29 protein-coding genes are annotated in these 26,337 nt (G+C 63.0%); 10 read left to right on the top strand and 19 right to left on the bottom strand.

Features of this window, described 5'->3' with window-relative positions:
* Positions 1 to 3,127, bottom strand: a 3,127-nt coding sequence (locus ACT3TS_RS02750) for a nitrate reductase subunit alpha (RefSeq protein WP_444529953.1), incomplete at its 3' end; no start/stop codon positions are given.
* Positions 3,128 to 3,284: 157 nt separating this feature from the next.
* Positions 3,285 to 4,229 carry a tRNA (guanosine(46)-N7)-methyltransferase TrmB gene (gene trmB / locus ACT3TS_RS02745; RefSeq protein ID WP_444529952.1) on the bottom strand — a complete coding sequence of 315 codons (945 nt, stop codon included), beginning with the start codon at positions 4,227 to 4,229 and terminating at the stop codon, positions 3,285 to 3,287.
* Positions 4,230 to 4,691: 462 nt separating this feature from the next.
* On the opposite strand from trmB, the gene ACT3TS_RS02740 reads away from it, so the two are divergent.
* A complete protein-coding gene (locus ACT3TS_RS02740; protein ID WP_444529951.1) occupies positions 4,692 to 6,404 on the top strand; it encodes a DEAD/DEAH box helicase in 1,713 nt (570 codons plus the stop codon).
* A gap of 313 nt (positions 6,405 to 6,717) precedes the next feature.
* Here ACT3TS_RS02740 and ACT3TS_RS02735 read toward each other — a convergent pair whose 3' ends face one another.
* Genes ACT3TS_RS02735 through ACT3TS_RS02725 form a run of 3 tightly spaced genes read right to left on the bottom strand, consistent with a single transcriptional unit; the run spans position 6,718 to position 8,384 of the window.
* Positions 6,718 to 7,548, bottom strand: coding sequence for a PhzF family phenazine biosynthesis protein (locus tag ACT3TS_RS02735; protein WP_444529957.1), 831 nt, complete (start codon positions 7,546 to 7,548; stop codon positions 6,718 to 6,720).
* 12 nt (positions 7,549 to 7,560) lie between these two features.
* Positions 7,561 to 8,151, bottom strand: coding sequence for a HutD/Ves family protein (locus ACT3TS_RS02730; protein ID WP_444529950.1), 591 nt, complete (start codon positions 8,149 to 8,151; stop codon positions 7,561 to 7,563).
* A complete protein-coding gene (locus ACT3TS_RS02725) occupies positions 8,151 to 8,384 on the bottom strand; it encodes a hypothetical protein (protein WP_444529949.1) in 234 nt (77 codons plus the stop codon). The genes ACT3TS_RS02730 and ACT3TS_RS02725 overlap by 1 nt, the downstream gene beginning before the upstream one ends.
* Positions 8,385 to 8,502: 118 nt before the next feature.
* On the opposite strand from ACT3TS_RS02725, the gene ACT3TS_RS02720 reads away from it, so the two are divergent.
* Positions 8,503 to 8,991: a hypothetical protein gene (locus tag ACT3TS_RS02720; protein ID WP_444529948.1), complete on the top strand. Its 489-nt coding sequence runs from the start codon at positions 8,503 to 8,505 to the stop codon at positions 8,989 to 8,991.
* A gap of 48 nt (positions 8,992 to 9,039) precedes the next feature.
* On the opposite strand, the gene ACT3TS_RS02715 is transcribed toward ACT3TS_RS02720, so the two are convergent.
* Positions 9,040 to 9,441 (bottom strand): YccF domain-containing protein, encoded by a 402-nt coding sequence (locus ACT3TS_RS02715; RefSeq protein ID WP_444529947.1) that lies wholly within the window; start codon positions 9,439 to 9,441, stop codon positions 9,040 to 9,042.
* 165 nt (positions 9,442 to 9,606) lie between these two features.
* On the opposite strand from ACT3TS_RS02715, the gene ACT3TS_RS02710 reads away from it, so the two are divergent.
* Positions 9,607 to 10,182 (top strand): hypothetical protein, encoded by a 576-nt coding sequence (locus ACT3TS_RS02710; protein ID WP_444529946.1) that lies wholly within the window; start codon positions 9,607 to 9,609, stop codon positions 10,180 to 10,182.
* A 9-nt stretch (positions 10,183 to 10,191) separates the two neighbouring features.
* Positions 10,192 to 10,677, top strand: a complete 486-nt coding sequence (locus tag ACT3TS_RS02705; protein WP_444529945.1) for a hypothetical protein — start codon at positions 10,192 to 10,194, stop codon at positions 10,675 to 10,677.
* Between the two features lie 46 nt (positions 10,678 to 10,723).
* Here ACT3TS_RS02705 and ACT3TS_RS02700 read toward each other — a convergent pair whose 3' ends face one another.
* The 4 genes from ACT3TS_RS02700 to ACT3TS_RS02685 are packed head-to-tail and all read right to left on the bottom strand — an operon-like array spanning position 10,724 to position 14,666.
* Positions 10,724 to 12,367 (bottom strand): sialidase family protein, encoded by a 1,644-nt coding sequence (locus ACT3TS_RS02700; RefSeq protein ID WP_444529944.1) that lies wholly within the window; start codon positions 12,365 to 12,367, stop codon positions 10,724 to 10,726.
* A 36-nt stretch (positions 12,368 to 12,403) separates the two neighbouring features.
* A complete protein-coding gene (locus ACT3TS_RS02695; RefSeq protein ID WP_444529943.1) occupies positions 12,404 to 12,799 on the bottom strand; it encodes a hypothetical protein in 396 nt (131 codons plus the stop codon).
* 23 nt (positions 12,800 to 12,822) lie between these two features.
* On the bottom strand, positions 12,823 to 13,449 hold the full coding sequence (locus ACT3TS_RS02690) for a response regulator transcription factor (RefSeq protein ID WP_444529942.1): 627 nt from the start codon (positions 13,447 to 13,449) through the stop codon (positions 12,823 to 12,825).
* Positions 13,446 to 14,666, bottom strand: a complete 1,221-nt coding sequence (locus ACT3TS_RS02685) for a sensor histidine kinase (RefSeq protein WP_444529941.1) — start codon at positions 14,664 to 14,666, stop codon at positions 13,446 to 13,448. Before ACT3TS_RS02685 ends, ACT3TS_RS02690 begins: the two co-directional genes overlap by 4 nt.
* Before the next feature lie 144 nt (positions 14,667 to 14,810).
* Here ACT3TS_RS02685 and ACT3TS_RS02680 point away from each other — a divergent pair, with 144 nt between their 5' ends.
* A complete protein-coding gene (locus ACT3TS_RS02680; protein ID WP_444529940.1) occupies positions 14,811 to 15,284 on the top strand; it encodes a hypothetical protein in 474 nt (157 codons plus the stop codon).
* Here the strand turns inward: ACT3TS_RS02680 and ACT3TS_RS02675 are convergent.
* The 5 genes from ACT3TS_RS02675 to ACT3TS_RS02655 all read right to left on the bottom strand — a co-directional run bounded on the left by ACT3TS_RS02675 (position 15,281) and on the right by ACT3TS_RS02655 (position 18,450).
* The gene (locus ACT3TS_RS02675; RefSeq protein WP_444529939.1) at positions 15,281 to 15,940 is read right to left on the bottom strand and encodes a pentapeptide repeat-containing protein; all 660 of its coding nucleotides are present in this window, start codon (positions 15,938 to 15,940) and stop codon (positions 15,281 to 15,283) included. The genes ACT3TS_RS02680 and ACT3TS_RS02675 overlap by 4 nt on opposite strands.
* A gap of 88 nt (positions 15,941 to 16,028) precedes the next feature.
* A complete protein-coding gene (locus ACT3TS_RS02670; RefSeq protein WP_444529938.1) occupies positions 16,029 to 16,325 on the bottom strand; it encodes a hypothetical protein in 297 nt (98 codons plus the stop codon).
* A gap of 4 nt (positions 16,326 to 16,329) precedes the next feature.
* Positions 16,330 to 16,788 carry an ASCH domain-containing protein gene (locus tag ACT3TS_RS02665; RefSeq protein WP_444529937.1) on the bottom strand — a complete coding sequence of 153 codons (459 nt, stop codon included), beginning with the start codon at positions 16,786 to 16,788 and terminating at the stop codon, positions 16,330 to 16,332.
* A gap of 136 nt (positions 16,789 to 16,924) precedes the next feature.
* Positions 16,925 to 17,923, bottom strand: a complete 999-nt coding sequence (locus tag ACT3TS_RS02660; protein WP_444529936.1) for an NADPH:quinone reductase — start codon at positions 17,921 to 17,923, stop codon at positions 16,925 to 16,927.
* A gap of 38 nt (positions 17,924 to 17,961) precedes the next feature.
* Positions 17,962 to 18,450, bottom strand: coding sequence for a pyridoxamine 5'-phosphate oxidase family protein (locus ACT3TS_RS02655; RefSeq protein ID WP_444529935.1), 489 nt, complete (start codon positions 18,448 to 18,450; stop codon positions 17,962 to 17,964).
* 568 nt (positions 18,451 to 19,018) lie between these two features.
* Here ACT3TS_RS02655 and ACT3TS_RS02650 point away from each other — a divergent pair.
* The 3 genes from ACT3TS_RS02650 (at position 19,019) to ACT3TS_RS02640 (ending at position 21,686) form a co-directional block, all read left to right on the top strand.
* On the top strand, positions 19,019 to 19,558 hold the full coding sequence (locus ACT3TS_RS02650) for a hypothetical protein (protein WP_444529934.1): 540 nt from the start codon (positions 19,019 to 19,021) through the stop codon (positions 19,556 to 19,558).
* A 42-nt stretch (positions 19,559 to 19,600) separates the two neighbouring features.
* On the top strand, positions 19,601 to 20,143 hold the full coding sequence (locus ACT3TS_RS02645) for a hypothetical protein (protein ID WP_444529933.1): 543 nt from the start codon (positions 19,601 to 19,603) through the stop codon (positions 20,141 to 20,143).
* 514 nt (positions 20,144 to 20,657) lie between these two features.
* Complete coding sequence (locus ACT3TS_RS02640; RefSeq protein WP_444529932.1) at positions 20,658 to 21,686, top strand: S66 family peptidase; 1,029 nt, start codon at positions 20,658 to 20,660, stop codon at positions 21,684 to 21,686.
* 34 nt (positions 21,687 to 21,720) lie between these two features.
* Here the strand turns inward: ACT3TS_RS02640 and ACT3TS_RS02635 are convergent, their stop codons facing one another.
* A complete protein-coding gene (locus ACT3TS_RS02635; RefSeq protein WP_444529931.1) occupies positions 21,721 to 22,593 on the bottom strand; it encodes a DUF4031 domain-containing protein in 873 nt (290 codons plus the stop codon).
* Positions 22,594 to 22,720: 127 nt separating this feature from the next.
* On the opposite strand from ACT3TS_RS02635, the gene ACT3TS_RS02630 reads away from it, so the two are divergent.
* Complete coding sequence (locus ACT3TS_RS02630) at positions 22,721 to 23,410, top strand: ubiquinone/menaquinone biosynthesis methyltransferase (RefSeq protein ID WP_444529930.1); 690 nt, start codon at positions 22,721 to 22,723, stop codon at positions 23,408 to 23,410.
* 37 nt (positions 23,411 to 23,447) lie between these two features.
* Here the strand turns inward: ACT3TS_RS02630 and ACT3TS_RS02625 are convergent, their stop codons facing one another.
* From ACT3TS_RS02625 to ACT3TS_RS02615, 3 genes are all read right to left on the bottom strand, one after another.
* The gene (locus ACT3TS_RS02625) at positions 23,448 to 23,651 is read right to left on the bottom strand and encodes a helix-turn-helix transcriptional regulator (RefSeq protein WP_444529929.1); all 204 of its coding nucleotides are present in this window, start codon (positions 23,649 to 23,651) and stop codon (positions 23,448 to 23,450) included.
* Positions 23,648 to 24,058 (bottom strand): hypothetical protein, encoded by a 411-nt coding sequence (locus ACT3TS_RS02620; protein ID WP_444529928.1) that lies wholly within the window; start codon positions 24,056 to 24,058, stop codon positions 23,648 to 23,650. The genes ACT3TS_RS02625 and ACT3TS_RS02620 overlap by 4 nt, the downstream gene beginning before the upstream one ends.
* A gap of 102 nt (positions 24,059 to 24,160) precedes the next feature.
* Positions 24,161 to 24,940 carry a MerR family transcriptional regulator gene (locus ACT3TS_RS02615; RefSeq protein ID WP_444529927.1) on the bottom strand — a complete coding sequence of 260 codons (780 nt, stop codon included), beginning with the start codon at positions 24,938 to 24,940 and terminating at the stop codon, positions 24,161 to 24,163.
* A gap of 253 nt (positions 24,941 to 25,193) precedes the next feature.
* Here ACT3TS_RS02615 and ACT3TS_RS02610 point away from each other — a divergent pair, with 253 nt between their 5' ends.
* Positions 25,194 to 26,255: a 2,3-butanediol dehydrogenase gene (locus ACT3TS_RS02610; protein WP_444529926.1), complete on the top strand. Its 1,062-nt coding sequence runs from the start codon at positions 25,194 to 25,196 to the stop codon at positions 26,253 to 26,255.
* Positions 26,256 to 26,337: the final 82 nt, after the last annotated feature.

The raw sequence follows: 26,337 nt of genomic DNA, 5'->3' as shown, positions 1-26,337 counted from the left end.
TCAGCGTGTGGAAGGGCTTGAGCCGCTCGATGTTCTGTGTGAACGGGGCGTAGCGCCGCCCGCCCGTCTCCGAGCCCGACCATTCCGGCGAGCTGATGACGGGAACCGGCCCGGCCTGGGTCATGGCGAAGGAGATGTGCTTTTCTTCGCTGCCCTCGGCCAGGTCCACCAGCCTCATGCCGGTCTTGCGTTCCATTTCCTTGAAGCCGTGCACGGCCAGCTGGCCGTTGGTGGTGCCCGAGAACGTCAGGATGGCCTCCGCCAGCTTTGCGTCCGTGTCGATGGCGGGCCGGCCGTGGGCGGCGCCGCCCATCATGACGCCGTTGACCTTGCCCAGATGCTCCAGTGCCTTGTCCAGTTTGTAGGTGATGTCCTTGACGGTGAAGCCGAGTTTCTCCGCCAGAGGTCCGACGGCGGTGAGCTTGTTGGCGATGGCCGTGTAGTCCCGCTCCACAACGGTGAAGTTCGGCATGTTTTGGCCGGGGACGCCGTCGATTCCCTCCTTGCGCCAGTCGCGGACCACACCGCCGGGCTGGGCGATTTGGCCCACGGTGTCGTGAATGAGCGGGACGCTGACAAGGTCCTTGCGCGTGCCCAGGTGTTTCACCGACTGGCGGGAGAGTTCCTGCGCGAGCAGGTGGAACAGCTCAAAGTCGGTCTTGGTCTCCCACGGCGGGTCGATGGCGGGGGTGAAGGCGTGCACAAAGGGGTGCATGTCGGTGGAGGAGAGATCGTGCTTCTCGTACCAGGTGGCCGCCGGAAATACGACGTCGGAGAGCAGGGTGGTGCTTGTCATGCGGAAGTCGGCGGACATCAGGAAGTCCAGTTTCCCTTCCGGGCCTTCCTCATGCCATTTCAAATCCCGTGGCTTCAGCGATTCGTGGCTGTCCCGGCCCATCACGTTGTTGTGGGTGCCGAGGAGGTTCCGCAGGAAGTACTCATTGCCCTTCGCGGAGGAACCAAACAAGTTGGAACGCCACAAAATCAAGGTGCGTGGCCAGTTTTCCGGGGCGTCGATGTCCTCGATGGCCGGATTGATGCTCCTGTTCATGAGCGAGCGTGCCACCCACGTCTTCTCATCGGGCGCCTCGCCGGCGGCCACCGCGGCGATGGCCTTGTCGGCCAGATCGAGGGGGTTGGAATCGAACTGCGGGTAGAACGGCATCCAGCCGAGACGGACAGACTGGGCCAGGGCATCGGCGGTGTGCATCCCGTCAAGGTTGCCCGTGGACAGCGGCGACTTCAGCGCATCCGCCGAATAGCCGTCCTGCCGCCACTGGTCGGTGTGCATGTACCAGTAGCCGGTGCCGATCATGGTGCGCGGCGGGCGCGACCAGTCAAGGCCGTTGGCCAGCGACACCCAGCCGGTGATGGGGCGGCACTTTTCCTGCCCCACATAGTGTGCCCAGCCGCCGCCGTTGCGGCCCATGCAGCCGGTCAGCATGACAAGGGCCAGAATGGCCCGGTACGTGGTGTCGCCGTGGAACCACTGGCAGATGCCGGCGCCCATGATGATCATGGAACGGCCCTTGGACTGCTCCGCGTTGCGGGCAAATTCGCGGGCCACCCGGATGCAGGCCACGGCCGGGACCGAGGTGATCTCTTCCTGCCAGGCCGGGGTGTAGGGGATGGAAACGTCGTTGTAGTCCTTGGCCCAGTCGCCCGGCAGCCCGTCGCGGCCCACGCCGTACTGGGCCAGCATCAGGTCGTACACGGTGGTGACAAGGTGGCCGTCAACGATTTTTGCGGGCACGCCGCGGCGCATGATGGTGCCTGCGCCCTCGGGGTCTTCAAAACAGGGCAGCAGGATTTCCACCGACTCGCCGGTGACTTCGTCCAGGCTCAGCGCCGGGTCGATCCCTTCGAGGTCGAGGTTCCATTTGCCCTCGCCCGTCTTGGAATACCTGTGCCCCATGGTGCCGTTGGGGACGATGGCCCGGCCGGTGACCTTATCAAGGAGCATGGTCTTGAATGCGGCATCTTCCTGGGTCTCCTGGCCGGGGACGAACGCGGCGGTGAGGAATTTCCCGGGACAGTACGTGCCGTCGTCGTTCTTCTCGAGGCGGACCAGGAAGGGGAGATCGGTGAACTGGCGGACGTAGCCCTGGAAGAACGGCACCTTCCGGTCGACAAAGAATTCCTTCAGCGTCACGTGGCCCATGCCCATGGCGAGTGCGGCGTCGGTGCCGGCCTGGGCGGGGAGCCATTCGTCGGCGAACTTCGTGTTGTCTGCGTAGTCCGGGCTGACGGCGATGACCTTCGTGCCGCGGTACCGGACCTCCGTCATCCAGTGGGCGTCGGGGGTGCGGGTGACGGGGACGTTGGAGCCCCACATCATGAGGTAGGTGGCGTCCCACCAGTCGCCGGATTCGGGGACGTCCGTCTGGTCGCCAAAAACTTGCGGGCTGGCGACGGGAAGGTCGGCGTACCAGTCATAGAAGGAGGTCATGACGCCGCCAATGAGCTGCACAAAGCGGGTTCCGATGGCGTGGCTGACCATGGACATCGCCGGGATCGGGGAGAAGCCCGAACAGCGGTCGGGGCCGTAGCTCTTGATGGTGTTCACGTGCGCGGCGGCGGCAATTTCCAGTGCTTCGGCCCAGGACGTGCGGACCAGGCCGCCCTTGCCGCGGGCGTTTTGGTACCTCTTGCGTTTCTCGGGGTCGCCGGCCACTTCGGCGAACGCCAGGACAGGGTCCTTCAGGCGCTGTTTCGCTTCGCGGTACATTTCCACGAGCACGCCGCGGGCGTAGGGAAACCTGACCCGGGTGGGGGAGTAGGTGTACCAGGAGAAGGCCGCGCCGCGGGGGCATCCGCGGGGTTCGTATTCGGGGCTGTCCGGACCCACGCTGGGGTAGTCGGTTTGCTGGGACTCCCACGTGATGATGCCGTCCTTGACGTACACCTTCCACGAACACGAGCCCGTGCAGTTGACCCCGTGGGTGGAGCGGACCACCTTGTCGTGGCTCCACCTGTCGCGGTAAAAGATGTCACCGGCCCGGCCGCCCTCCCGGAACACGGCGCGGGAGTCTGCGCTCTCATCCCACTTGGTGAAGAAGCGGCCCAACTTTAACATCGCGTCCGACGCCGGACCATCAAGCCCGGCGACAAAGCTTTCAGCTGTCATGGCCTCACCCTAGGTGGCGCTTCGGCTGAATTCTAGAGCGTGGGCATTAGTCAACACATAGTTGATCTATTTCTTGCCCAAACCATGCGAGTTTGATGTTGGTGGCAGCTTTCCGGAACTGACTCCGCGGTGACTTCGCAGTTGTGTGGGGCGGGGATTAGTTGCGGCGGAAGGCCAGATCGAAGATGAGGCGCCCTGCCTTGTGCGCCTTGTTCTCAAAACTGGTCAGAATGCGCCCGTCAAAGCGGGGCGCCCAGCCACCAATCTCGTCCGGCTCGTCGCTTTGTTCGCAGTCCACGCCGCTGAGCCGCGCTTGGCTGAGCGGGCTTTCGGAACCGGTGCGCTCGCCGTCGTGCACGTTGGTGAAGTCCGCCGCCGCGCTGCCAACTTCGAGCATTTGCTCGGCGTAGGCGGACCAGTCGGTGGCCAGACGCCAGGTGCCGCCGGGGGCGAGCACGCGGGCAACGAGCGGGGCGAAGTTGTCGTTCACCATGCGCCGCTTGTTGTGCTTGGTCTTGTGCCAGGGATCGGGGAAGAATACCCAGACTTCGCTCACCGAACCGGCCGACAGCATCGACCTGAGGACCTCGGGTGCGTTCGCCTGGACCACACGGACGTTGCTGATCTTGTTGGCGACGAGCTTTTGGATGGTCTGGGCCAGGCCGGGTGTGTAGACCTCCACGGCCAGGAAGTCCTTGTCCGGGTTTTCCAGGGCGGCGTGGATGACGGCGTCGCCCAGGCCGGAGCCGATTTCGACGACGAGCGGGGCTGTGCGGCCGAACTCCTCCACGGCGTCAAAGACGTACTCCGGGTGGACGGACGTGTCGGCGATGTGGCGGGGAATGTCCACGGCCAGGTAGGCGGAGTGTTCGTCCCAGGCCTTTTGGCGCTTGCCCTGCAGGCGGGTGCCGCGGCGCACAAATGACACTGTCTGCCTGCGGTATGTGCCCTCGGCGGCCTGGGTGCCCGGCGTGACGGGGCGGGCGGTGCCGTCGTCCGTGCGGGGTGCACGCTGCGCGTCTTGTGCGGCAACGTCTGCAAGTTCGGATGCGTCGGCGGGCGCGGCGGGGGATTCGGGGCTTGAAGCTGGGGTTTCACTCATCGGGGTTAAGGATACCGGGCTTCTTGCGGCTCCCGGGAACCGTCCCGGGGCGCTCCATCGGCCCGGAGCCGGCCCGGCGGCCGGGACCTCTCACGCAAGAGCGTCCAAGCCGCGAACCAGCTGTTGCCCAACAGCTGGTTCGCGGCTTAGGCGCTGGCACGTGGCTTGGGCGGGTGCCGACACGCGGCTTGGGCGCTGAAACGTGGTCTGGGCGGGTGCGGCGACCACGGCGGAAGGTGAGATGCGGCACTAAGGTGAGTGTCCGGCGTCGTACCGCTGCTAGAATGGGAATACTTAATGCGCATCTAGCGCATTCTGCGTCGATGAACGCATGCAACTTGTCCCGCACGGTTTTGCTTCAAAGCAACTCGCGGTTGACACGCTCTGGCATTGAATCGGCGAACCCGCGGTCAAAACTGCTCGCGGGACGTTGAACCGCCTTACGAAAGATTCCCTCTTTACATGACGACTTTTGCTGCCCTTGGTGCGCCCAAGGAAATTGTTGCTTCACTCTCTGCCCAGGGCATTGACGAAGCATTCCCCATTCAGGTCAAGACCCTTCCCGACACACTCGCAGGACGCGACGTGTTGGGCCGCGGCCGCACCGGCTCCGGCAAGACCATTGCCTTCGCCATCCCCCTCGTGGCCCGTCTGGCCGAGCGCGAAGCCCCGTACTTCCGCAAGCCCGGCCGCCCCATGGGCCTGGTGCTGGCACCGACCCGTGAGCTGGCCACCCAGCTGAACAACACCATCGAGCCGCTCGCCAAGTCCATGGGCTTGAACACCACAGTCATTTACGGCGGCGTGTCACAGGCCCGCCAGGAAAAGGCCCTGCGCGCCGGCGTTGACATTGTCATTGCCTGCCCGGGCCGCCTCGAAGACCTCATGAAGCAGCGCATTGTGTCGCTGGAAAACGTTGAGATCACCGTGCTTGACGAGGCCGACCACATGGCCGACCTCGGCTTCCTGCCTGTCGTCAAGCGCCTGCTGGACACCACCCCCACGCAGGGCCAGCGCATGTTGTTCTCCGCAACGCTGGACAATGGCGTGGACAAGATTGTCCAGCGCTACCTCTCCAACCAGCTCACCCACTCGGTGGACGAGGCCAAGGCCGCCGTTTCCACCATGGAGCACCACGTGCTTGTCGTTGGTGACCAGACGGTGAAGAAGCAGGTCATTGTTGAGCTGGCATCCGGTGAAGGCCGCCGCATCCTGTTCATGCGCACCAAGCACCACGCCCGCAAACTGGCCAAGACCTTGACCGACGCCGGCATCCCCGCCGTCGACCTGCACGGCAACCTTTCGCAGAACGCCCGCGACCGGAACCTGGCCGAGTTCTCCACCGGTGGCGTGCGCGTCCTGGTCGCCACCGATGTTGCCGCCCGCGGCGTGCACGTTGATGACATCGAACTGGTCATCCACGTTGACCCGCCCACAGAGCACAAGGCATACCTGCACCGTTCAGGCCGTACCGCCCGTGCAGGGTCAGACGGCGTGGTTGTCACCTTGACGCTCCCGGAGCAGCAGAGCGACGTCAAGAAGCTCATGCGCGCAGCAGGCGTCGACGTGAACTTTGAGCGCGTCACCACCAGCTCACCGGTCATCGCCTCGTTGGTGGGCGATGTGGCCGACAAGATCGACCCGCGCACCCGCGCCGCGCTGCTCGCAGCCAAGCAGCCGGCCCAGGGCGGCGGCACCTCCAACGGTGCCAACGCCCAGCGCAAGCGTTCCGTCCGTTCCGGCGCAGCCCCCACAGCCGGTGGCCGTGGCGGCCGCGGCGGACGTGGCCGCGTTGCCTCCGAAGGCGGCTCGCGTGAAGGCTCGCGTGAAGGCTCGGCGGGCAACCGTCCAGAGCGTCGCGACGGCCAGGGTGCACGCCAGGGCGGCTCCGGCCGTCCGGCACGTTCAGGCGAGGGCCGTCCGGCCCGTTCAGGCGAGGGCCGTCCGGCCCGCGACAACGACGTGGCCCGCGGCAAGCGCGCCCCCCACGCCGGTGGTTCACGCGAAGGTGCCCGCGAGGGTGCCGGCGCGCGCAGCAGCTCCAACGTTGCCTGGTCCTCGAACACCGGCGGCACCTCCGGCGGCAGCTACAACGCCAATGGCGGCGGCTCGACCCGCTCCGGCGGACCCCGCCGCGCGTCGGCACCGGCCTCCAACCAACGCCGGGGCCGCTAGTCCCCAGCTCCTCCCAACCTCCAGCCGCCGGCGCGTCTGAAGGTTGGGCCCCTCGGAGCTGTGGGCCCACCCACTCGCTCCCCGCAGGGTGCCGCTGACGCGTACCCCTATGGGGCCCCTGGCGAGCGTGGGCCCATTTCCTGAACTGAGCTGACCCGCAACAAACGGCCACAATGTGCCGTTGCTGCGGGTCATTTCCGTTTAACCCCGGCAAGCACGACGGCGGGGAGTCGGCTGGGTTTTTTCGTCCGCCGCGATGCGCGGAGACCCGGGCAGTGCAAGATGCGTACGGTAGCGGGGCAACGGGACCGGGCTAAAGCAGGACGTGTCCCTCGACGCAGAGAGTGACGTGACCGCCAACCCAGATCGCTTCACCTTCAACGCTGATGTGCACGCGGCCCTCCCTGCCCAGGACGGTTCCCTGGGAGGCCACATATTCCGGCGGTGCGATGCCTGTGTCGGCCATCCAACGGGCAAGGCCGGCGTTGAGGCTGCCGGTCACGGGGTCCTCCCACACTGCATCCCCGCCAAAGAACGCACGCACCTCGAAGTCGGTTCCGGCCTCAGGTCTGCAGGGGCCCACCACGCCAATTTCAAGGTCACCCAAATTTCCGGGATCCGGGCGCAGCGCTAAAACTTGTTCCGCCGACTCCAGCCGGACGCCGATCCACCTGGGCCCGTTGACCAGCCAGGAAGCGTCCAGGAGATGGTCCCGGTGAATTTCCAAAACATGGGCGATGCGCTGCAGGTCCGCTTCGGCGACCGGCTCGTAACGGGTCAGGGGCGGTGCCTCAAACGCCAAGTGGCCGTCGGCAAAGCGGACCGAAACAAGCCCGGCCCCGCATTCCTGCATGATCACGCCTTCCGGCCCGACCGTCCCGCCGGCTTCCAGCCAGGCCTTGGCCGATCCCAGCGTGGGATGGCCGGCAAAGGGCAGTTCTTCGCTCGCGGTGAAGATCCTGACCCGGTAGTCAGCCTCGGGGTTGGTGGGGGCCAGCAGAAACGTTGTTTCAGCAAGATTGGTCCAGTTGGCGAACTGCTGCATTTCTGCGCCGCTCAAATCGTCGGCGCCGTGGACCACGGCCAGCGCATTGCCGCGGTAGGCGGTTTCGGCGAAGACGTCGACTTCGCTGTACCGGTGCATTTTCACGGCGGCTCAGGCCGCCGGGTCGATGCTCAGCACGGCGAGGAAACCACGGCCGGAAATCTCGGGGGCATCCTCGGAGCCAACCACGGTGTCAAACTTTCCCAACGCCTCGGCGAGGGGCGCGGGGGAGGAGGCGCCGCCGTCGTCCGCTGGAACGGGTGCGGGGGAAACGGTGGCAGAGCCCTGCAACAGGACAGCGAACTGGTCGGCAAAAACGGGGTGCGGACGCTTTTTGGACAGCTCGATGATGGTGGCGTAGCCCTTGAACTTGCCGCGCCGGGTCATCAAGTTCAGGTCCTTGAGGGCACCGGTGGGCAGGGCCGCCGACGTGTCGGAATCACCGGAAAAGCGGAACGGGCGGTACTTCTCAAGGGCCTGCTCGACGCCGTCGACCGTCAGGGCAATGAGGTCGCCGTCGACGATGGTGATGATCCTGTCGATGCCGGGCAGGGGCGAGAAGGGCCCGGCCTTGGCCACCTCGGCCAGACTCAGGCGCCAGTCCCAGTTCTTGGAGTCCGGGCCTGCGGCAATTTGCCGGGTGACCCCGCCGCCGTTGGTCCAGGGCGCAGCCTTGAGCGAGGAATTGCGGATGATCTGCATTATTTTTCGTCCTCATTCTTCACGCTGTAAACATGCAGTCGTTTGGGGTCTGAGGGGCGACGGCGGAGCTTGCGTTTGTAGTAAGACCAGCCTCCCGTAATGGCCAGGGACACGGCAAAGGCCAGCACGATCTTCAGGGGCAGGTTGATCCGGGCAAAGGTGAGCACCAGGATCATGGCGGCGAAGCTGGCGAAGTTGACAATGATGTCCAGCCAGTCGGTCTTATTGCGCATGGCACAAGCTTACGCGGCATTGCCCGGTGCGCGTTTCGGGACTCCGTCATGCCTCCGCGGCCGGGGATGGGCAGAGTTCCCCATTCCGGCCGCCCGCCCGGGCGGGTACGGTCGACTCATGTCGAACTCGTCCCGCAGCCGTTTCATCCTCGCCGCAGTGCTGGCCCTGGCCGCGGTTGCCACTGCTTCATGCGCGCCACCGGCCCTGCTCAGTTCGGCCGATGCACAGCCCCGCTACGAAAAGCTGGCAGAGGAGCTCGCCCAAACGTTGGAGCTGCAATACCTGAACGATCCGTGGGTCTTCACGGGCGACGGTGATTCCGAGGTGCAAGCTGTTGACCACGGAACCAAGTGCACGTTTTATGTGGCGAGCCGCGGCTCAGGCGACGACGTGGCTTCCCTGGCAGGAGGCTGGGATGCCGTGATGGAGACCATCAATCCAGTGCTCGCCGAACACGGCTTCAGCGAGATCGCCGAGGAGGATTCCATCGCCGGCGGCTACACCGGCATCAGCTCAAAGGACGACCACGGTGCGAGGGTGAGGATTGTTTCAAAGGGCTCAACCGAACTTTCCCTCAGCGCGGATGTCACTGACAAGGACTGCTAGCCGGGGCGCCACGGTGTGGCCGGCCCGGCGCTCAGCAACTCCGCAGAATTATTTGTAGCTCCCCACAAAAGGCCGGTTGGTGGGCACGATCTCCTTGCCGAGAGGCATGAGGGAGATGGGGATCATCTTCAGGTTGGCAATGGCCAGGGGGATGCCGATGATGGTGACAGCCATGGCGACCGCAGTGGCCACATGGCTGATCACAATCCAGATTCCCGCCACCAGGATCCAGATGACGTTGCCAAGGGTGCTGGCAATGCCCGTGCCGCCGGGCTTGTCCACAACCGTCCTGCCAAAGGGCCACAGCGCATAGCCGGCAATCCGGAATGAGGCGATGCCCCACGGTATGGTGACGACCAGGATGCAGCACACAATTCCGGCCAAAAAGTAGCTCAGCGCCAGCCAAAAGCCGCCAAACACCAGCCAAATGACATTCAAGATAGTCTTCATCACCCCATTCTGCCCTGCCGGACCTGCAACGGACTCCGGGATGCCCCTGAAATAACCCTGAACTGCACTGAAAGCGGCTTCCGCACCCAGATTCCTTTCACCTCCCGGTGCTACGCTGAGCTCCAACGACTCCACTTTCAAGACGGCAAGGAAACCCGCGATTCCATGGACTTCGGCACAGTCTTTTTGATTCTCATGCTGGTGATCATTGCCATTGTTCTGGGCGTCGCCATCACCGTTGGCGTGCTGGTTTCCCGGGGCGTGCTGGGGCTGGTGAAGATTTCCAAGCCCAAGATCGACTCCGCCAAGCGCAGTGCCCTGAAGGTCCGGGCCGAGTCCACCACAGGCCCGGTCGCGGAAATTCTCAAGCAGCGCGTGGCCCTGTCCGAATCCCTCGAAGCCACCCGGCGGTCCCTCGGCGTGGCCCAGTCCACCGGGCAGTACACCGGCAATCTTGAGTCCATTTTCAACACGCTGCAGCAGACCGGAACCGTCATGGAGCACCAGCTGGTGGTGGCCCAGCATGAGCCCGACCCCGCCGTCCAAGCCCTCTATGCGAAGACCCTCGGCGTGCAGATTGAACAAATCACCCAGACCGCCAAGGGTGTCCGCAACGCCTTGGCCAGCGCCGCCGCACCCAGGGGTGATGTCGAGCTGAAGGACCTCACCCGCACGCTTGAAATCGAGGCCACCATGCTCAAGAACTGGTCTAAAACGTACACGGACCTCGGCACGGACTAGGCGGGGCCGATGAAGATCTTTGCGTTCTTTCGTCCCAAAACTTCGCGAGGGAAGCGCGACGCCGAGGCCTCCTCCCGGAGCCAGCTCACCGTTGCTGAGGCGCAGCTGAAGCAGCAGTCCGCTGTGCAAAAGATGCGCCGCGGGGTCGCCGATGTCTCGGTGAGCCGACAGCGGCTGGACCTGCAGGCGGCCGATCTCCAGCACGCCATGGACGCTTTGTCACGGCAGGCGGATAAGTCACAGGATGCCGGGGATGCGGCGGCCGCCCAAACCGCGTTGGGCAGGCACTTGATCATGGGCGGGCAGTTGGCGGACCTGGTGTCCCAGCGTGATGCCCTCGCCGAACAAGAGGCCATGCTCATCGCCGCGCTGACGCAGCTGCAGGCCCGGGTCAGCGGCTTCAATGTCACAGCGGAAACCCTCAAGGCAGCCCATGCGGCGGCAGGCGCCGACCACGCCATCGCCAAGGCGCTTGAGGACTTCAACGACCACTAGAACCTCCAATACCGGGCGGGCTGCGAGACGGCAATCACCCGCTGCATCAGTGCTCCGTGATGTCGCCGGAAACCATGTCAACGCTGAAGCCGTGCCGCGCTCCGGAGGAGACCATGCCCGCGTCAACGCCCATATTGAACTCCACCGTCACGGTGCCGGCGGCGACATCCGCCTCCGTCACCGTGTAGGTGGTGTTGAAGGCACGGACTTCGCCTGCGCCCAGCGGTTCCGGAGCCAGAATGGCTTCCCCTGCCGAAACCCCGCCGCAAAACACTGCAACAACTGGCGCCGTGGTTTCGCCGGAGTTCGCCACCCGCCCGGCGAAGGCCAGCACGTCACCGGCTTTGCAGCCCGGCACCACCGCGCCGTAATTCAAATCCTGCGACTGCCGGTTGGACAGCACCTGCGGGGCGTCCTCGGAATAGCCCTGCCCCACTTCCTTCCAGGCGGACGGATCCCAGTCGCCGTCGGTTTGGGCCAGCACAAAACTCCCGCCAACACTTTGCCAGTCAGCGGGCCGGCCGGGCGTGATGGAACGCAGCACCACGCTCAGGCCAACGCCGCCCGTAAAGGAGGTGCCGGCGTCGTGCGTCAGGGAAGCGGCCGGGGAGGCCAGCAACTCCTGCGGATCCACGGCGGCAAACACGATTTCCTGGTAGCCCTGGCGCTCGTAGAGGACACCGATCCGGCCGTCGGGCAGGCGCGCGGCGGTGGAATACTGTGAACTTCCACCGCAAAGCACGACGGCGAATGGCCAGGTAGCGCCGTTGTCCTGCGAGAGCTTGAGGAGGGTGTTGCGGCGCAGGAGGTGATCGTGGTTGTGGGTGGCGATGAGCCAGTTGCCGGTCTCCGGGGACGCAAGCCCGGTGACATTGGGCAGACCGTCGAAACGGGCCACGGAGCCGTTGTCGCTGGGGTCGGGCAGCGCCGGGTGCGGGCTGGCGGGGGAGTAGCTTTGGCCGCCGTCGGTGGAGATGGCTGTAAGTCGGTGCGGGGTGGCACGGGAGTGCAGCAGCAGGGTGCCGTCGGCCAGGCACACCACCTTGTTTTCATTGGCACCCGCAATGAATTCGCCCAGGGACCAGGTCTCGCCGTGGTCGTCGCTGTACGCGCTGGCGGCCTTGATTTCGCCCTGGTGCAGGAGCACAAATTGCTGGACGAGGCGGCCCGTGAACGGGCCGGTGTGGATCTGGATGCCTGCACCGGCCGCCGCAAAGAGACCCGTGACGCCGTCAGCCTTGAGCATCGGGGTGAGGCGGCGGTGCTGCCACGTGAGTCCGTCGTCGTCAGAAAAGCTGAGGTCCGCGTGCTGGATGGCGTCCTGATCGTCCAGGCCTTCGGCGGCCTCGAAGAACCCGGCGTGCGTGCCGGCGGCGTGGAACATGAAAATGCGCTGCGTATCGGCGTCGATGAGCAGGCTGGGGTCGCCGTAGCCGTCGAGTCCGGTGCCGGTGCGCACGGTTTGCTGCGGTCCCCACGTGGCACCGTTGTCCGTGCTGCGGCGGAGCAGCAGGTCGATCGGGTTGGGGAGGTCATCCAGGTTGGGCCTGCCGTCGTAGGCGGCAAGGATGGTGCCGCGCCTGGACACGGCAAGCGCCGGGATGCGGTATTGGCGGTGCCCGGCCACGCCCCGGCGGGCCAGAACGTGCTCACGGGCAGGAATGGCTTCAGAGGAGGTAGGACGTGTCATCACATGATGAGTTTAGCGACTTTTGGGCGACGGGTCCTAGCGGCTGTTTCGGGCCCGGCCTATCTGGGTTTGCAGAAAATGAACCCTGTTGAAGACGTCGGCGCGCTGCAGCTCATTGCTGACAGGCACCTGCTCCGTGTAGGAGTAGTTGCCGGCCTGAATGTGAACAGCGATGAAACCGCCCATGCGGGAATCCTTGGCCAACAGGAAAAGCAGGCTGAGAAGGAAGAACCAAATGAAGATGACAACCATCGCAATGGCCCAACCGGGCGTGTGCGTGCTGACCCTGGTTTGATCCGAGGTGGTGACGTTGACTTCGGCCAGCGGCCATGTCCCGGCGGGGGTCATGACGTGGTGCTCGGTGACCTGGATATGTCCGATCGAGAGCAGCAGGGGAGAGTTGGCTGGCTGAGCTGCGTTGTCGATTGTCATGTACAGAACTTACCAGCGTCCGCTCAGATCCAACCCTGCTGCCAAGCCTTCTCGGCGGCGTCATGTCGCGAAACAGCGTCAAGTTTCATCATGGCCGAAGAAAGATAGTTGCGGACCGTGCCCTGGGCAAGATGCAATTGTTGGGCAATTTCCGCCACACTGTTGGTTGACCGGCTGATGCGCAGCGCGTCCAGCTCCCTGTCGGTGAGCGGACAGCGTTCGGCCGTCAACGCCGTTGCCGCAATTTCGGGGTCGATGTACCGCTTTCCGGCCGCCACGTCACGGATGACGTCGGCCAGGTCCTGTGCCGGCGTGGACTTTGGAACGAACCCTGAAACCTTCGTTGCCAGCGCCCGACGCAGAACACCGGGGCGGGCATGCCGGGTGACGATGATGACGCGGGTGTTAACGGTGGCGAGGATGCGCGACGCCGCCTCGAGTCCGTCAGCCCGCGGCATTTCAAGATCAAGCAGGCAGATGTCGGGCTGCACCTCCAGTGCCAATTCGGCAGCCGTGACGCCGTTGTCGGCGCTGGCCACCACGTCAATGTCGGGCTCCAGCCCCAGGAGCGCCTCCAAGGCACCCCGGATGAGGTGCTCGTCGTCGGCTATCAGCAGCCGTATCCGCGGGGGATTCGTTGAGGCATTCACGGCTGCGCCACCTTCGTTGGTACCAGGGCCTGCAGCTCAAAGCGATCTGCAGTCAAAGTAGTTTCCAGTGTGCCGCCCACGGCTTCGACCCGTGCACGCAGGCCGGACAGTCCCGTGCCGGCAGTTGTGGCGGCTGTGGGATGGCTGGTTGCACCGTTGTTGCAGATGGTCAGCGTGCAGGCATCGCTGGAAGTGGCCAGCGTAATGGATGCCCGGGTGGCCTCACTGTGCCGCAGGATGTTGGTTGTTGCCTCGCGAACCGTCATGGCCAGAGCCTTGTGGACCGCCTGGCTGCCGGGCAGCGGGTCAAGGCTGAGTTCGCAGTGCGCTCCGGCGGCCGAGAGCACTTCACGGGCATTTTCGAGCTCATTTTCAAGCACCGTCTCGCGGTACCCGGACACCAGGGACCGGGTCTCTTCAAGGGCCTGCTTGGCGATGAGCCGCGTTTCGTGGATGTGCCCGCGGGCCGCCTCGGCATCGGTGATGATCAACCGTTCGGCGAGTTCCGACTTCAGCGCGATGACCTGCAGATGGTGGCCCTGAATGTCGTGCAGGTCTGCGGCAAAACGCAGCCTTTCCTGCGCAACCGCGAGTTCCCCCGCCAGGAGCCGGTGCCTGTCGAGTTCCACCACTACCCGCCACCACCACAGGCTGCTCATGAGGATCACGGGCATTCCTGCGGCATAGAAAAACAGCATGCGCAGGCTGGCATCCGCAGCAACTGCCTCGTGTTGCCCCCGCAGCACGGACTGCGCCGCAGGATGCACAAGGGCCGCAGCCAGCCCGGCGCCGAGCACCGCAAGCCGTTGTTTCCACGTGGGCAGCAGGCACGCCAGCAGGCAGACCGCCAGCCACAGCGGAAGGACCGACATCAGCGCATTGGCAGGGGAGAACAAACCCAGCACCCAGACGGCAACTGAGGGAATGAGCAGTGCCAGCGTCCATACGGTGCCGGGCACCCCACCGCCCAAACCTGCCCGCAGGAACCAACAGTAGCGGACTTGGGCGGCCACAGCGATGACCAGGGAGACAAGGAGAAGCCGGGAAACGGCGTCGTTCCTGTCCGTAAATGCCTGCAACGCCAAGCCCACAAGCAAGGTGTCGAGAACGACAAGGATGAACACGATGGAGCCGAGGGTGTAGGTCCAGGTTGTCTTTACGCTGCGGCTCGGATTGGAGGGTGGCTGGGGAATTTCCGGCGTTGAGGCTGCGGGCATGACGTTCAGTCTAGGGCAATGACATTTGTCATGGATTCGCGTGCGAAAGCGCCCGGGAAGCCGTGACAGCAAGGCACTGTGCCGGCCGCGCCGGAAGACGCAGGATTGAATTATCAACGTTCCGCACCCATGAAAGCAGCCACCATGATTGAATCACTGCAGTCCTTCACCGCGTCCCTCCCGCCCATGCTCCAGTGGCTTGGTGTGCTGCTGGTGGCGGCCATACCGTTCGTGGAGTCATACTTCGGCGCGGTGGTCGGGGTGGTTGGCGGCCTGAACCCGGTGGTTGCCATTGCCGCGGCCGTGGTCGGAAACATCGCGTCAATGCTGATTTTTGTGTTCAGTGCGCACAGCGTTCGGTCCAAGGTTGCCGCCGGCAGGGAGCCCAAGGAGATCACCCCGCGCCGCGCCAAACTGCGCTCCGCGTTCGACAAATATGGTGTCGCTGGTGTCAGCCTGTTGGGCCAGACCATCCTGCCCAGTCAAATCACGTCGGCCGCCATGGTCTCCTTTGGGGCCTCCAGGAACGCCGTCATCCTGTGGCAGGTCATCTCGATCATCCTCTGGGGCACCGCGTTCGGCGTGCTGGCCACACTGGGCGTCTCACTGGCCCGTTAGGCGAGCGTGATGCCCAGGTGCGCGGCCAGGATGGGTGCCAACAGGCCCAGCTGGTAGTCGTCAATCACGACGCCGGACATGGAACCGACGCCGTTGAGCGTGCGGAAATCAGTGGTGCGCAGGTCCAGGTCCTTGAGCCTGGCCTGCTGGAGGTCCAGTGTGCCGATCCGGCAGTTTTTCAGGGACATGCGGGTGACGGTTGCGCCGCCAAGGTCGAGTTCGCCGATGATGCAGTCGCTGATCTGAAGATCGGTGATCTTGGCTGCGCGCAGGTTCAGGAAGTCGATTTTCCCGCCGTCGATCCGCACGGACTGCCAGGTGCTGTCATACACTTCGGCCGATCCCCAGCGGGGCGAGGTGATCTCGGTGTCGCGCCAGCTCGTGCGGGCGCCCTTCATGACCGGGGCAAAGCTGTCGTTCAGCACTGTGCCGCGGAAGCGCACCCCGCGCAGCTCGGTGTCGTTGAGTGTTGGTCCGTTGAGTTCGCACTCCAGGAAGTCCGTCGACGTCAGGTCGGCCTCGTCAAAGGACGTTCGGTCAAACCGCTGTCCGTCATACGTTTCACCCGGGCTGAAGAACTGGTCATCATTTTCCACCAGGTCGTGCAGATCAAGCGGGGTGAGCCGGGGAGCGCGGGGTTCATTCTTCGAAGCCATGCAACCAGAGTATCTGCCGGCGGTGACAACGGAATTCTGATAGCCGGCAGCGGCTGATCCCCAGTCGCTGGCTGCCAGCGGCTGCGCATCAGCTGTCGAAGCGGATGGTCAGCTTCGATGAGTACGCGTGGCCCGCGTTCGGGGTGGACGCGTCCATGTGCGGTTGGGAGCCGGCCGGCCAGGCACGCGTTGCGCGGAAGTTGTATCCATCCTGGTCGGCTGTCTCCCACTCAAACACCACTGTCTGCCCGGCCTCGAACGAACGGTGGCCCGGAACGGCCAGGTCTGCGAAATGGGCCCAGCAACCACCCGGCGTCTGGTCCGAATCAATGACGCCCCAGCCCTCTTCATCATGCCAAAAGCGGACCGTTCCTGTGGTTTGCATGGCTTCAGCGTAATGGCAGCCGGGCGGTGACCTTGAAGCGTTGGAGCACCAGCATCGTGGTGTCATCCACCGTGAATTCCGGGTCTTTCATGGCCGCTCTCATGTCGGGGGAATGCCAAAAATCCTCGTGGCCGGCCCGCCACTGGGCCACGGTGGTGAATCCTTCGCCCTCGTCAATGGCATGCTGCAGGTCTACATCGGCCAGCCGGGCCATGCGAACCTCGGTCATTTCGATGACGGCTACGCCGCAGCCATCGGAGTCCACCACTACTTCCCGCACACCTACGCGGGGCAATTCCTCCTGCTCCACCTCGAATTCAATGAGTGTGGCGGTGGTGGAGGTTTTTGACCCATCCAGAATCGCCGCAACGAGCTGGTCACGCAGCGGTCCCGGGAATGCGAATTCGCAGATGGGAAGCCCGGCGAATTCCGGTGTCGTGTTGGTGCGGTCGTTGTTGGTCATGCGGAAAGCCTACTGCCCGACCAAAGTGAACAATTTAGCACATGCGTGCCATATGTTGGTGGGCATTGCCGAACGCCTGAACCAGCCCATCCGGCGGCGGATGACGCAGGCCGCTCTTCGATGTAGGTGGCCACCCTCATGGTTTCAGGATTAGCCGACCGGAGACGCCGCCATTTTCGAGGCGGTGGTGTGCCTCGGCAGCCTGGGCAAGGGTCATCGTGTCGGCGATCCGGGCGGTCAGGGCCCCGCGGGCAAGACTCCAGTTGAGCACGGCCGCGGCGGCGGCCAGATCGGTGACTGTGGCGTTGCTGATCGCGAACCCGATCAAGGTCACATCGTGGGTATAGGTGGCGCTGACCGGTAGCGGGACGCGCGTCTGTGGTCCGGCCGCAGTGAGGAGGATCCGGCCGCCGCGGGCCATCAACCCGACCGCGGCGTCGAGGTCGTGATGGCCGGAGGTGTCCCAGTGCACGTCCAATCCGCCGGGTGCTGCGCTGCGAACCTGCTCAACCATGTCGGGGTCCCGGTAGTCGACCACTATGGCTGCCCCCGCACTCTGCGCACGCTCCAGCCCGGCGCCGGAGGCGGAGGCGATCACCTGGGCGCCGGCCGCAGCGGCCAAGCGCACCGCGGCATCACCGACGTTGCCGGCCCCGCCGCCGATGTACACAGTGTCCCCCAAGCCCAGCCGGGCATGCCGAAACAAGCCCAACCATGCTGTCGCTGCCATGTGCGCGACCCCGACCATCTGGACAGGATCCACCCCGTCGGGCACGTGATACAGCCGGTCTGCCGGCACAGCCGCGTATTGCGCGAACGAGCCCTGGCGGCCATCATGGCCCAAGCTGTTGCACCACACCAGGTCCCCGACGGCGAAACCGACCACACCCGCCCCGGACGCGGCGACAGTGCCGACCAGATCACGGCCGATCACGAACGGGAACGGGGTCGGCGTCGGATATGCCCCCGAACGAACGAACGTGTCCACGGGATTGGCCGTGACCGCCTCAACGGCCACCAGCACGTCAGTCGGACCGAGCTGCGGGACCGGCAACCGTTCATAATTGATTGAGTCGGCCGGCCCGAGCGCATCCACGCAGGCCGCATGCATCGTCTGTGGAATCTCAGGCATCATCCATCACTTCTTCCGGTCGCCAGGCTATGCCGCGCCAGTCACGGCTGGGCCTCCTCGACCCCGTAGGCCTTCGCCCACGACGCCTGCAGCTCGGACTCCTTGGCGTGACCGAACTGGTACGCCGGCGAGTCGACCGGCAGCGCGCGGTCGACGGTGACCAGGATCGCCTCGATCGCCGGATATCCCGGGCCCTGCGTGGCAAGCAGCCAGTCGTGGATCCAGTCGAATACCCGGCTGCCCGGGGCGTGAAACTCGCCGGTTCCCTTGAATCGGTACCCGCGGCGTTTGAGGAAGTCGACCACGTTGATCTCCAGCCGCGGATCCCGCCGCAGGTTGGCAACCGTGCCAGGGGACGCTTGGTTCAAGAACACCAGATGATCGTCGTCGTACACCCGCAGTGTGCCCTTGGGGGAAAGGTTCGGAGACCCGTCCGCGCAGATCGTGGCCACGAACCCGAGCTTGGCGCTGTCCACGATCGAGCGCATGTCTGCATCGATGACACCCATGACGTGCGACCTCCTGCCCAAGAGACTCTTCTTCAGAGTGTATACCTGCGCCTGCAACGATCACCCGGCCGCATCGGTCAGCATCTCGGGGCCGACGGCCGGCTGGACCCTGCCGGCAGCGGGCGATCAAGAGCGGGAGGTTTTGGGTCTTGTTACGGCTGGAAGTTTTAACGGGCGGCGTGACCCTATCGTTGAAACGTTAAATTTTCCATTCCTATTAAAAAGACTATCCAAAGGGATCAATTGTAAATGTCCAAAAGGACCAAATATGCGCCATAAATTGACGGGAGGGCACAGCCCCGGCAGTCTGGTTAGAGCGACAGGAACAGTTGTTCCGTCTGCAAAAACCTCTATGCAGTACTGAGCGGTGGCGTGAGTTGGAAACGAACGGTCTGATCAGGCAACCGATCGGTGCTCCAAGGTGGCGGGGCGTGTCTCTCCCAAGGAGGCGGCACGCCCCGCCACCACGTCTAGGTGTTCACGTGACCGTCAGTGCACGACACCACCAAGCTGGCCGGCGCATTCTCAGGGAAGAAGGATATTTGTCTATCAATTATACATATCGTGATTTGCGACTCGAGATTAGCGGATGAAAAAAAGGAAAGCCCTTTCCGCGATTTCATTAGTGGCGGCATTGACCCTCGCTGGTTGCAGTGCTCCTTCCCAAGAACCTTCGGGTGAGGCGGCACCTAGCTCGTCCAGTTCGCTTACGACATCAGCACCCGCAACGGGCAGGGATTCTGCCTTTTCGCCACTAACGAGCGTCGTCGACTTTTGGAAGAAATATCCCGAGATTGCAGATGCTCGCTCCAAAACGGGGATGCTGCTAATCAACGAGAAGGGAACTCGGACGGAAAAGTTCGTGCTTTCGGATGCTGAGGCGAAGGAATCCGTGATGGTGGTGTTAATCTGCGATAGTGAATCCAACTACAAGGTCACACTCGGGAATGGCGCGAACCCGAAGCTTGCGGAAACCTCTGGAGGTTCGTGCGGAGGGCCCATGATAAACACCTACACAACTGCTCCACATGATTCTTCAAAGTCGAATACGGTTCCAGACTTTATCCAGGTCGAAGTCCCGTCAGGAGTCAATTTCTACGTGACCGCGTTTGGCGTCGACGGTACCTAATCGATTTATCTAAATAAAGCGTCCAATAATGGAGGAAATTCAATGAAATTGATGTCGATTGCACTGACTTCGATGGGGGCTGCTGCCGCCTTAGTGGCCGCAACTGTAGTTCCTGCAAATGCTTCATCGGCAACGGATGCTGCGAACGAGAGCCAAGGCGCTCCAGCATCGGCTCTTTCGTGCCAAGCGGGTTACGTTTTTGACACGACTCAAAAAGATGTTTACCTGCCGAACCCAGGCAAAAGAGTCTACGCCACCAATGGTGGAACCTTGTCGTTCACTTCCGCAGATGCCAGTACAGTTTCAGGTTCACTTTCGGTTACCGCATCTGCTGACGCTGGATTAATTTTTACAAAAGTTGGTTTGTCAGTAGGAGTAACGGTATCTCATACGGCCACGGCCACGACCACAGTAGGATATTCTTGGGAAGTTTCCGCCGGTCAGGATGGCTGGATCGAAATGGGGGCTCATGGATACCAAATCAACTACACAAAGTCCCATTACAACTCTCCTTGCACCGAGGTGATCGATCAAACGGACACTATTGTTGGAGCGACCGAAAATGCCTGGTTCACTCACAGCTAGGGTGAGATAGGCAATTCATATACCTGACTACGCTAGACGCCCGGATTAGCAAAAATTGCTAGGCCGGGAGTCGACACGGGTCAAGCCCCTGAGATCTGGTCATAGCTGACGTTTCGGCCTGGTCGAACATGTTTTTGCCTCCATTTCGCCGAGCCGCTTCGACCCGGTCCGGCAGGTTTCGTGACCCCGCAGCATGATCTCGTCGGCTGTGGCTGTGGCTGTGGCTGTGGCTGTGGCTGTGGCAGGGGCTTCAGGGCTCCGGACCTGGTGAGATAATTGGTGAGAGTTTGAAGTAGCTCAAAGCGTCATTTTGTCCAATGACTACTGCGGAAGTCCGGACTTTTCGATTCGCTCTGCAACCTGCAACCTTGCATCTATTTGCCCACGATAATTTAGATCCACGGACTCTTCTGTCAGTGAGTTGGCTGAGTAGTGGAGCTACCCATGTCGGAGCGCATTCCGTGGGAAGTGAACGTCGATGAATTGGCGCGGGCCCACATGCGAATATGGGTAGATGGAGATTCGATACCCCCAGCCGTTGAGATCTGGCGACATTATTGGAGTGACGGCGCCGTCGAGCGGAATAGGTGAAAACCTGCTGGACCGCCTCAACTTTGCGGTAGAGCAATTGCGCGACCGCGGTTTCGTGGTGCAGCTCGGCGAGTGCCTCGACGGCACCACCCACGTCAGTGCTCCGGTTGAGCGGCGGGCGGAAGAGTTGATGCGCATGCTTTTGGATCCCACGGTCAAAGCCGTTGTTCCCCCGTGGGGAGGCCAGACGGCCATTGACCTTATTCCTCATCTTGATTTCGACGCACTCGCCCACGCCGCACCAACCTGGTTCGTGGGTTACTCCGACATTTCAACGCTGCTGACTCCGGTGACGCTCCGGGCCGGCATGGCAACCCTCCATGGGACCAACCTCATGGACACTCCGTATCGTGTCCCCGAGTCGCTCATGTCGTGGATAGAGATTGCCTCGCTTCCTGCGGGAGCGACATTCCGGCAGGCCTCGCCGGGCGTTCATCGAGTCAACGACTGGGATGACTGGGAAAACATGCCAGAGGTATCGGAACACACCTGGAACGGCAACGGCGCGTGGGAGCGGCTCGACGGGGGTGAAGAGGATGTGAGTGTTACAGGGCGCCTGATCGGTGGATGCATTGAGACCATTGCCAATCTCGCAGGAAGTCCCTACCTGGACACCAGGGCATTGCGTGGGGGCGCGTGCGATTCACTGATCGTTTATGTGGAAGCTTCTGGCGTTGACGCGACCACGATTTGCCGTCATCTCCATGGCATGCGCCTGGCCGGATTTTTCGACGGCGCCACAGCCATCCTTGTGGGGCGAACCGGCGCCCCTGACTCGCCGAGCCTCACCCAATCTGAGGCGGTCGTGGATGCCCTGGGTATGCTCGGCATACCCATCATCGGAAACGTGGAATGCGGCCACGTCCCGCCACAGCTCCCAATCGTCAACGGAGCTCAAGGCCACCTGTTGTTCAGCGAAAAAGTCCAGTACCTGGAGCAGACGCTGGCATGAGCTGGCCCGCCGCCAAATTGTTGGCTCGCCCGATTTACGGGGTAACGATGGCCGCCAATTCGCGGCTGAGGTTTTCCTGCGCCCGGGCAGCCCATAGTTCTTTGCCCCTGGCCGTGTGAAACAGCGGCTCCAGCGCCAGTAATTGACGTACGACGGAGGTCCTCCCCTTGGCGAAGTCATCCTCCGAAACGTGTGCATAGTCTTGCCTGACGCCTGCAACGTAGCGGGAGTAGGTGTCCGGTTCACCGCCGAGGATGGCGAGGTCGGCGTCGCACAGGAGATGCCCCGATTCGTCTCCGGGTGCAGGGGCATGGGTGGCCGTCAGGCGGACCAGGCGGCAAACCTCGGCTGTTTCTTCCGGGGCCAGGAGGGTGTTTAAGCACTCTTGTGCCAAAACCGCGGAGTCCTCTTCATCGGTGGATGTGCCGTTGTAGACGGCGTCGTGGAACCATGCGGCCAGCGCCACCGGGCGCGGCACATTGCGGGCGGTGAGAAGATCCAGCGCCTCCAAGACGGCCAGCAAATGGGTGGCTGAATGGTAGTTCCGGTGCGGCTCGTTCCATCTTCCCAACAACTCCGCACCCAGTTCTCGACACCCGGGCATGAGGGTGTTCCAGCGTAGCTCCAGAACCGAACCAACGGATTTGACCCGGTACTTTGCCTTAATCCGCAGGCCCGAGGCCACCAGGGTGCGCGCCAGTTCCTTGCCGGAGAGCGGCGCTGCCCCCGCGGACACAAGGTCTCGGTAGAGCCGCGCGGGAACGTCGTAATGGTCAAGGTCGAAGGCCCGCTCGGTGACTCCGTTGGTGGCGGCAAAGGCGTGCAATTCGGAGATCGACGTGTCAGAGATCAGGTGCGAGAACACTGTCCCGTGCGCCGGCCAGTAGGGTGGATCGATGAAGATCATGGCCCCAGTTTAGGCTGCGGCGGCAGGGCCCGCAGCCTCAGCGAATATGACCGGGGTGGTGTGCCGCATAGACTCTTTGCAGTCCAGCAACTCAGCAGTCCAGCAACTCAAGTGAAGGCCAGTGGCAATGCGAAACGAAGACTCATCAGTCCAGGCAACTTTCAACGGCATTGCACGCCGCTATGACGTCATGAACCGCCTGATGACGCTGGGTTCCCACCAGCGCTGGTGCCGGGAAATCGCCACGCTGGCCACCAGCCGACCCGGGCACCACTACCTGGACTTGGCCACCGGAACCGGCGTCATCGCCAGGGCCATCCGCGAACAACGCCCCTCCGGTGCCGTCATCGGCGCAGACTTTTCCGAGTCCATGCTGGACGTGGCCCGCCAGCTCGACGGCAACGCAGGCATCGACTGGCAGTTTGCCGATGCCCATGAGCTGCCCTTCGAAGACAACAAGTTCGACGGCGTCACGCATGGCTACCTGCTCCGGAACGTCAGCGACTTGGACCTCGTCCTGAACGAACAATTCCGTGTCCTGAAGCCGGGTGGTGTGGTTGCCGCCCTTGAGTCGTCGCCTCCCAGCGGCATTTTTTCCCCTGTCATCTGCCTCGGCATGCGCGTGGTCATTCCCACGCTCGGGACAATTATTGGCCGTGACCGCCCGGCCTACCAGTACCTGGTCGATTCGACGCTTGGATTCCTGACCCCCGAAGCGCTGCGCCGCAGATTCGAGCTGGCCGGCTTCGAGGACGTCCGGGTGAAATCAAGGTTCTTGGGCACGAACATGATCTGGACGGCGCGCAAGCCGGGCTGACGGCGAAAATTCAGCAAGCACAGCCGGCCCGGTGCGCCTACCGTTCGGGCTCTTCGAAGATGAACAGCTCCTCGATGCTGGTGCCGAACACCCTGGCCAGCTTAAATGCCAATGGCAGGCTGGGATTATATTTTCCGCGCTCCAGGGCGATCACTGTTTGCCGGGAGACTCCCAGTGTTGCGGCAAGCTCCTCCTGCGACCAGCCGGCAGCCTTTCTTGACTCTGAGATGTGGTTCCTCAAGACTGCGCTTCCGCAAGAAAGTTGCGCTTGGCCCGGTGGTAGCGGAACCAGAATGCAGTGATGGCCAAAATGACGGCGACCAGCATGGCCAGTGCCGCGAATGCAGAATCCGCAAAGATCGCCACCGCGGCAAGGGTGGCCACCAGGATCACCAGCGTGTCGATGTAGGCGGCAGACTGGGCTTGTGTGGACATTTCCTTTTCAAAACTACCCTCGGCCTGCTCCAGTGTTTGTGTCTGGTGGCGCTTCTTGAAGAACATGACGGTCATGCCTGTCGCAAAGACAACGCCGGCTGAGAGGATGCGCGGCAGCACATCATTGGGCGGTTCGGCGGCGACCGCCCAGGCCGTCAGGATGGCCAACACTGCAAGTGCGATGGTGACGACACTGATGAATTGTTTTTTCATGCCCAGCTCCGATACTTCGAGGATAAATGTAAAGCAACCTTGACATGGCATGCATGCCCATGTCAAGGTCGCTTTACTTTTCTGGAATCTGGCTGCGAGGCTCTACAGTTCCTGCTCCGCGTGGACGGTCAGGGCGTCCCGGACAAACTGGGCACCAACGATTCCGCCATAGTTGGCTGCAAAGCGCTCATCCGCAACGTACATGTCAGCCAGGCCCAGTACGTATCCGCGCACGTCCCCTCCGGGCAGGGCAGCAGGCGTGCCCGGGATCGACGAAAGCCACTCAACGTGGCGCCGCGCCAGCTCCTGCGCGGCGGATGAGGAAGGTGCGGCCCCGCTGGATGACAGGGAAGTCCAGTCGTTGTTCAGCGCCGCCACTTGGGCTTTCCAGGTGGCTTGCCCTGAGGGATCCTTCCCGCGCCACCAGGAGTCGCTTTGCGCGTATGCCTCCTTGCCCCAGCGCTGCTCCACCTCCTCCTTGTGTTGGGTGTGGTCGAATCCGTCCAACATGTCCTTTGCCATGATTTCCTTTCCCGCAGCTTCCGCTGCAATGGTCTTTTCAACTGACGCGATGAGCCGCGACAGTCGTTCCTGTTCGCCCCGCAGCCACGCAACGTGGGTCCGCAGTGCAGAAGTGGCTGAGTGCTCCTGCGCCAACACGGACGCAATGGCCGGCAGTCCGAGCCCCAATTCGCGCAGCAGTAAAATCCGCTGCAACCGCACGAGTGCGGACTGGTCGTAGTGGCGGTAGCCGTTGCTCGCAATCCGGCTCGGCGTCAGCAGTCCAAGGGTGTCGTAGTGCCGCAGTGTCCTGCTGGTGGTTCCCGCCAAGGCTGCGATTTGCTGGATCGACCAGTCCGCGGGGGCTTCTTCGATGCTCATGCAAGCAACTCTAAATGTTGACGCAGCGTCAATGTCAAGGCGAGTTTCGGCCACGGCGGATTGCCGAACCAATGGCCGCACGGGGATGGCAGGTTCACCCGATGCGGTGCGAAACCATTGCGACATGCGTGACGTTCGCCGATTTTTGCGAGAGCATGGGGAATGTCAACTTTGGGAGACTTGGTGGTTCTGCACAGCACGCCGCCGTGTGGTTTGACCGAGTCTTCACTACCGAAAATCTTGAGGAGCCATCATGAAGGCAGCACGTTACTACGATCGCAACGATATTCGCATCGAGGACATTGCCGAGCCGGAACTGAAGCCGGGAACCGTGGCCATCGACGTTGCCTGGTGCGGGATTTGCGGCACCGACCTGCATGAGTTCCTGGAAGGCCCGATCTTCGTCCCGCCCGCGGGCCACCCGCACCCGATATCCGGAGAATCGGCTCCCGTCACTTTGGGCCATGAATTCTCCGGAACGATCACGGCGCTGGGTGAGGGTGTCACTGATCTGACGGTCGGCGAGAATGTGGTGGTGGAGCCCTACATCATCGGCGAAGATGTCGACACCGGCGAAGGTGCGCCCTACCAGCTGTCTCAGGATATGAATTTCATCGGCTTGGGTGGCCGCGGTGGCGGCCTGTCCGAGAAGATCGTGGTGGAACGCCGCTGGGTCCACCCCATTGGTGACATTCCATTGGACGAGGCTGCGCTCATTGAACCGCTGTCCGTGGCGCATCACGCCTATGTGCGTTCCGGGGCCAAGGCCGGCCAGGTCGCCATTGTTGGCGGGGCAGGACCCATCGGCCTGCTGACCGCGGCCGTGCTGAAGGCCAAGGGATTGACGGTCTACGTTTCCGAACTTTCCGAGGCGCGCAAGGCGAAGGCTCTGGAAACCGGTGTTGCTGATGCGGTGTTTGACCCCCGTGAGGGCGATGTGGCCAGCCGGGTCCGTGAGCTGACAAATGGCCAGGGTGCGGACCTTGGCTTCGAATGCTCCTCGGTGCCCGTCGTCCTGGACATGCTCCTGGATGCTGTTCGCCCAGGCGCAGTCATCGTCAATGTCTCCATCTGGGGCCACAAGCCTGCTGTGGACATGCCGAAGCTGGTGCTGAAGGAAGTGGACCTGCGCGGCACTATTGGGTATGCCAATGACCACCCGGACACCATTGCGCTGGTTCAAAGCGGCAAATTGAACCTTGCCAAGTTCATCACCGGGCGGATCGGACTGGACGGGCTGGTCACCGAGGGCTTTGAGCAGTTGATCAACAACAATGAAGAGCACGTGAAAATCATCGTGAACCCCCGCGGTTAGGCATCGTGAAGCCCCGTCAGGCGGGACGAGGCGCCCGGATGCCGACCACCAGCTTCCGGGTGCCCCTTCGTGTTTCGGGCAA

This window comes from Specibacter sp. AOP5-B1-6, from assembly GCF_052376555.1.
In the GTDB taxonomy this organism is placed as follows: domain Bacteria; phylum Actinomycetota; class Actinomycetes; order Actinomycetales; family Micrococcaceae; genus Specibacter.
Note: the sequence above shows the minus strand (reverse complement) of the source record. Positions and strands in the feature narration are given on the sequence as shown.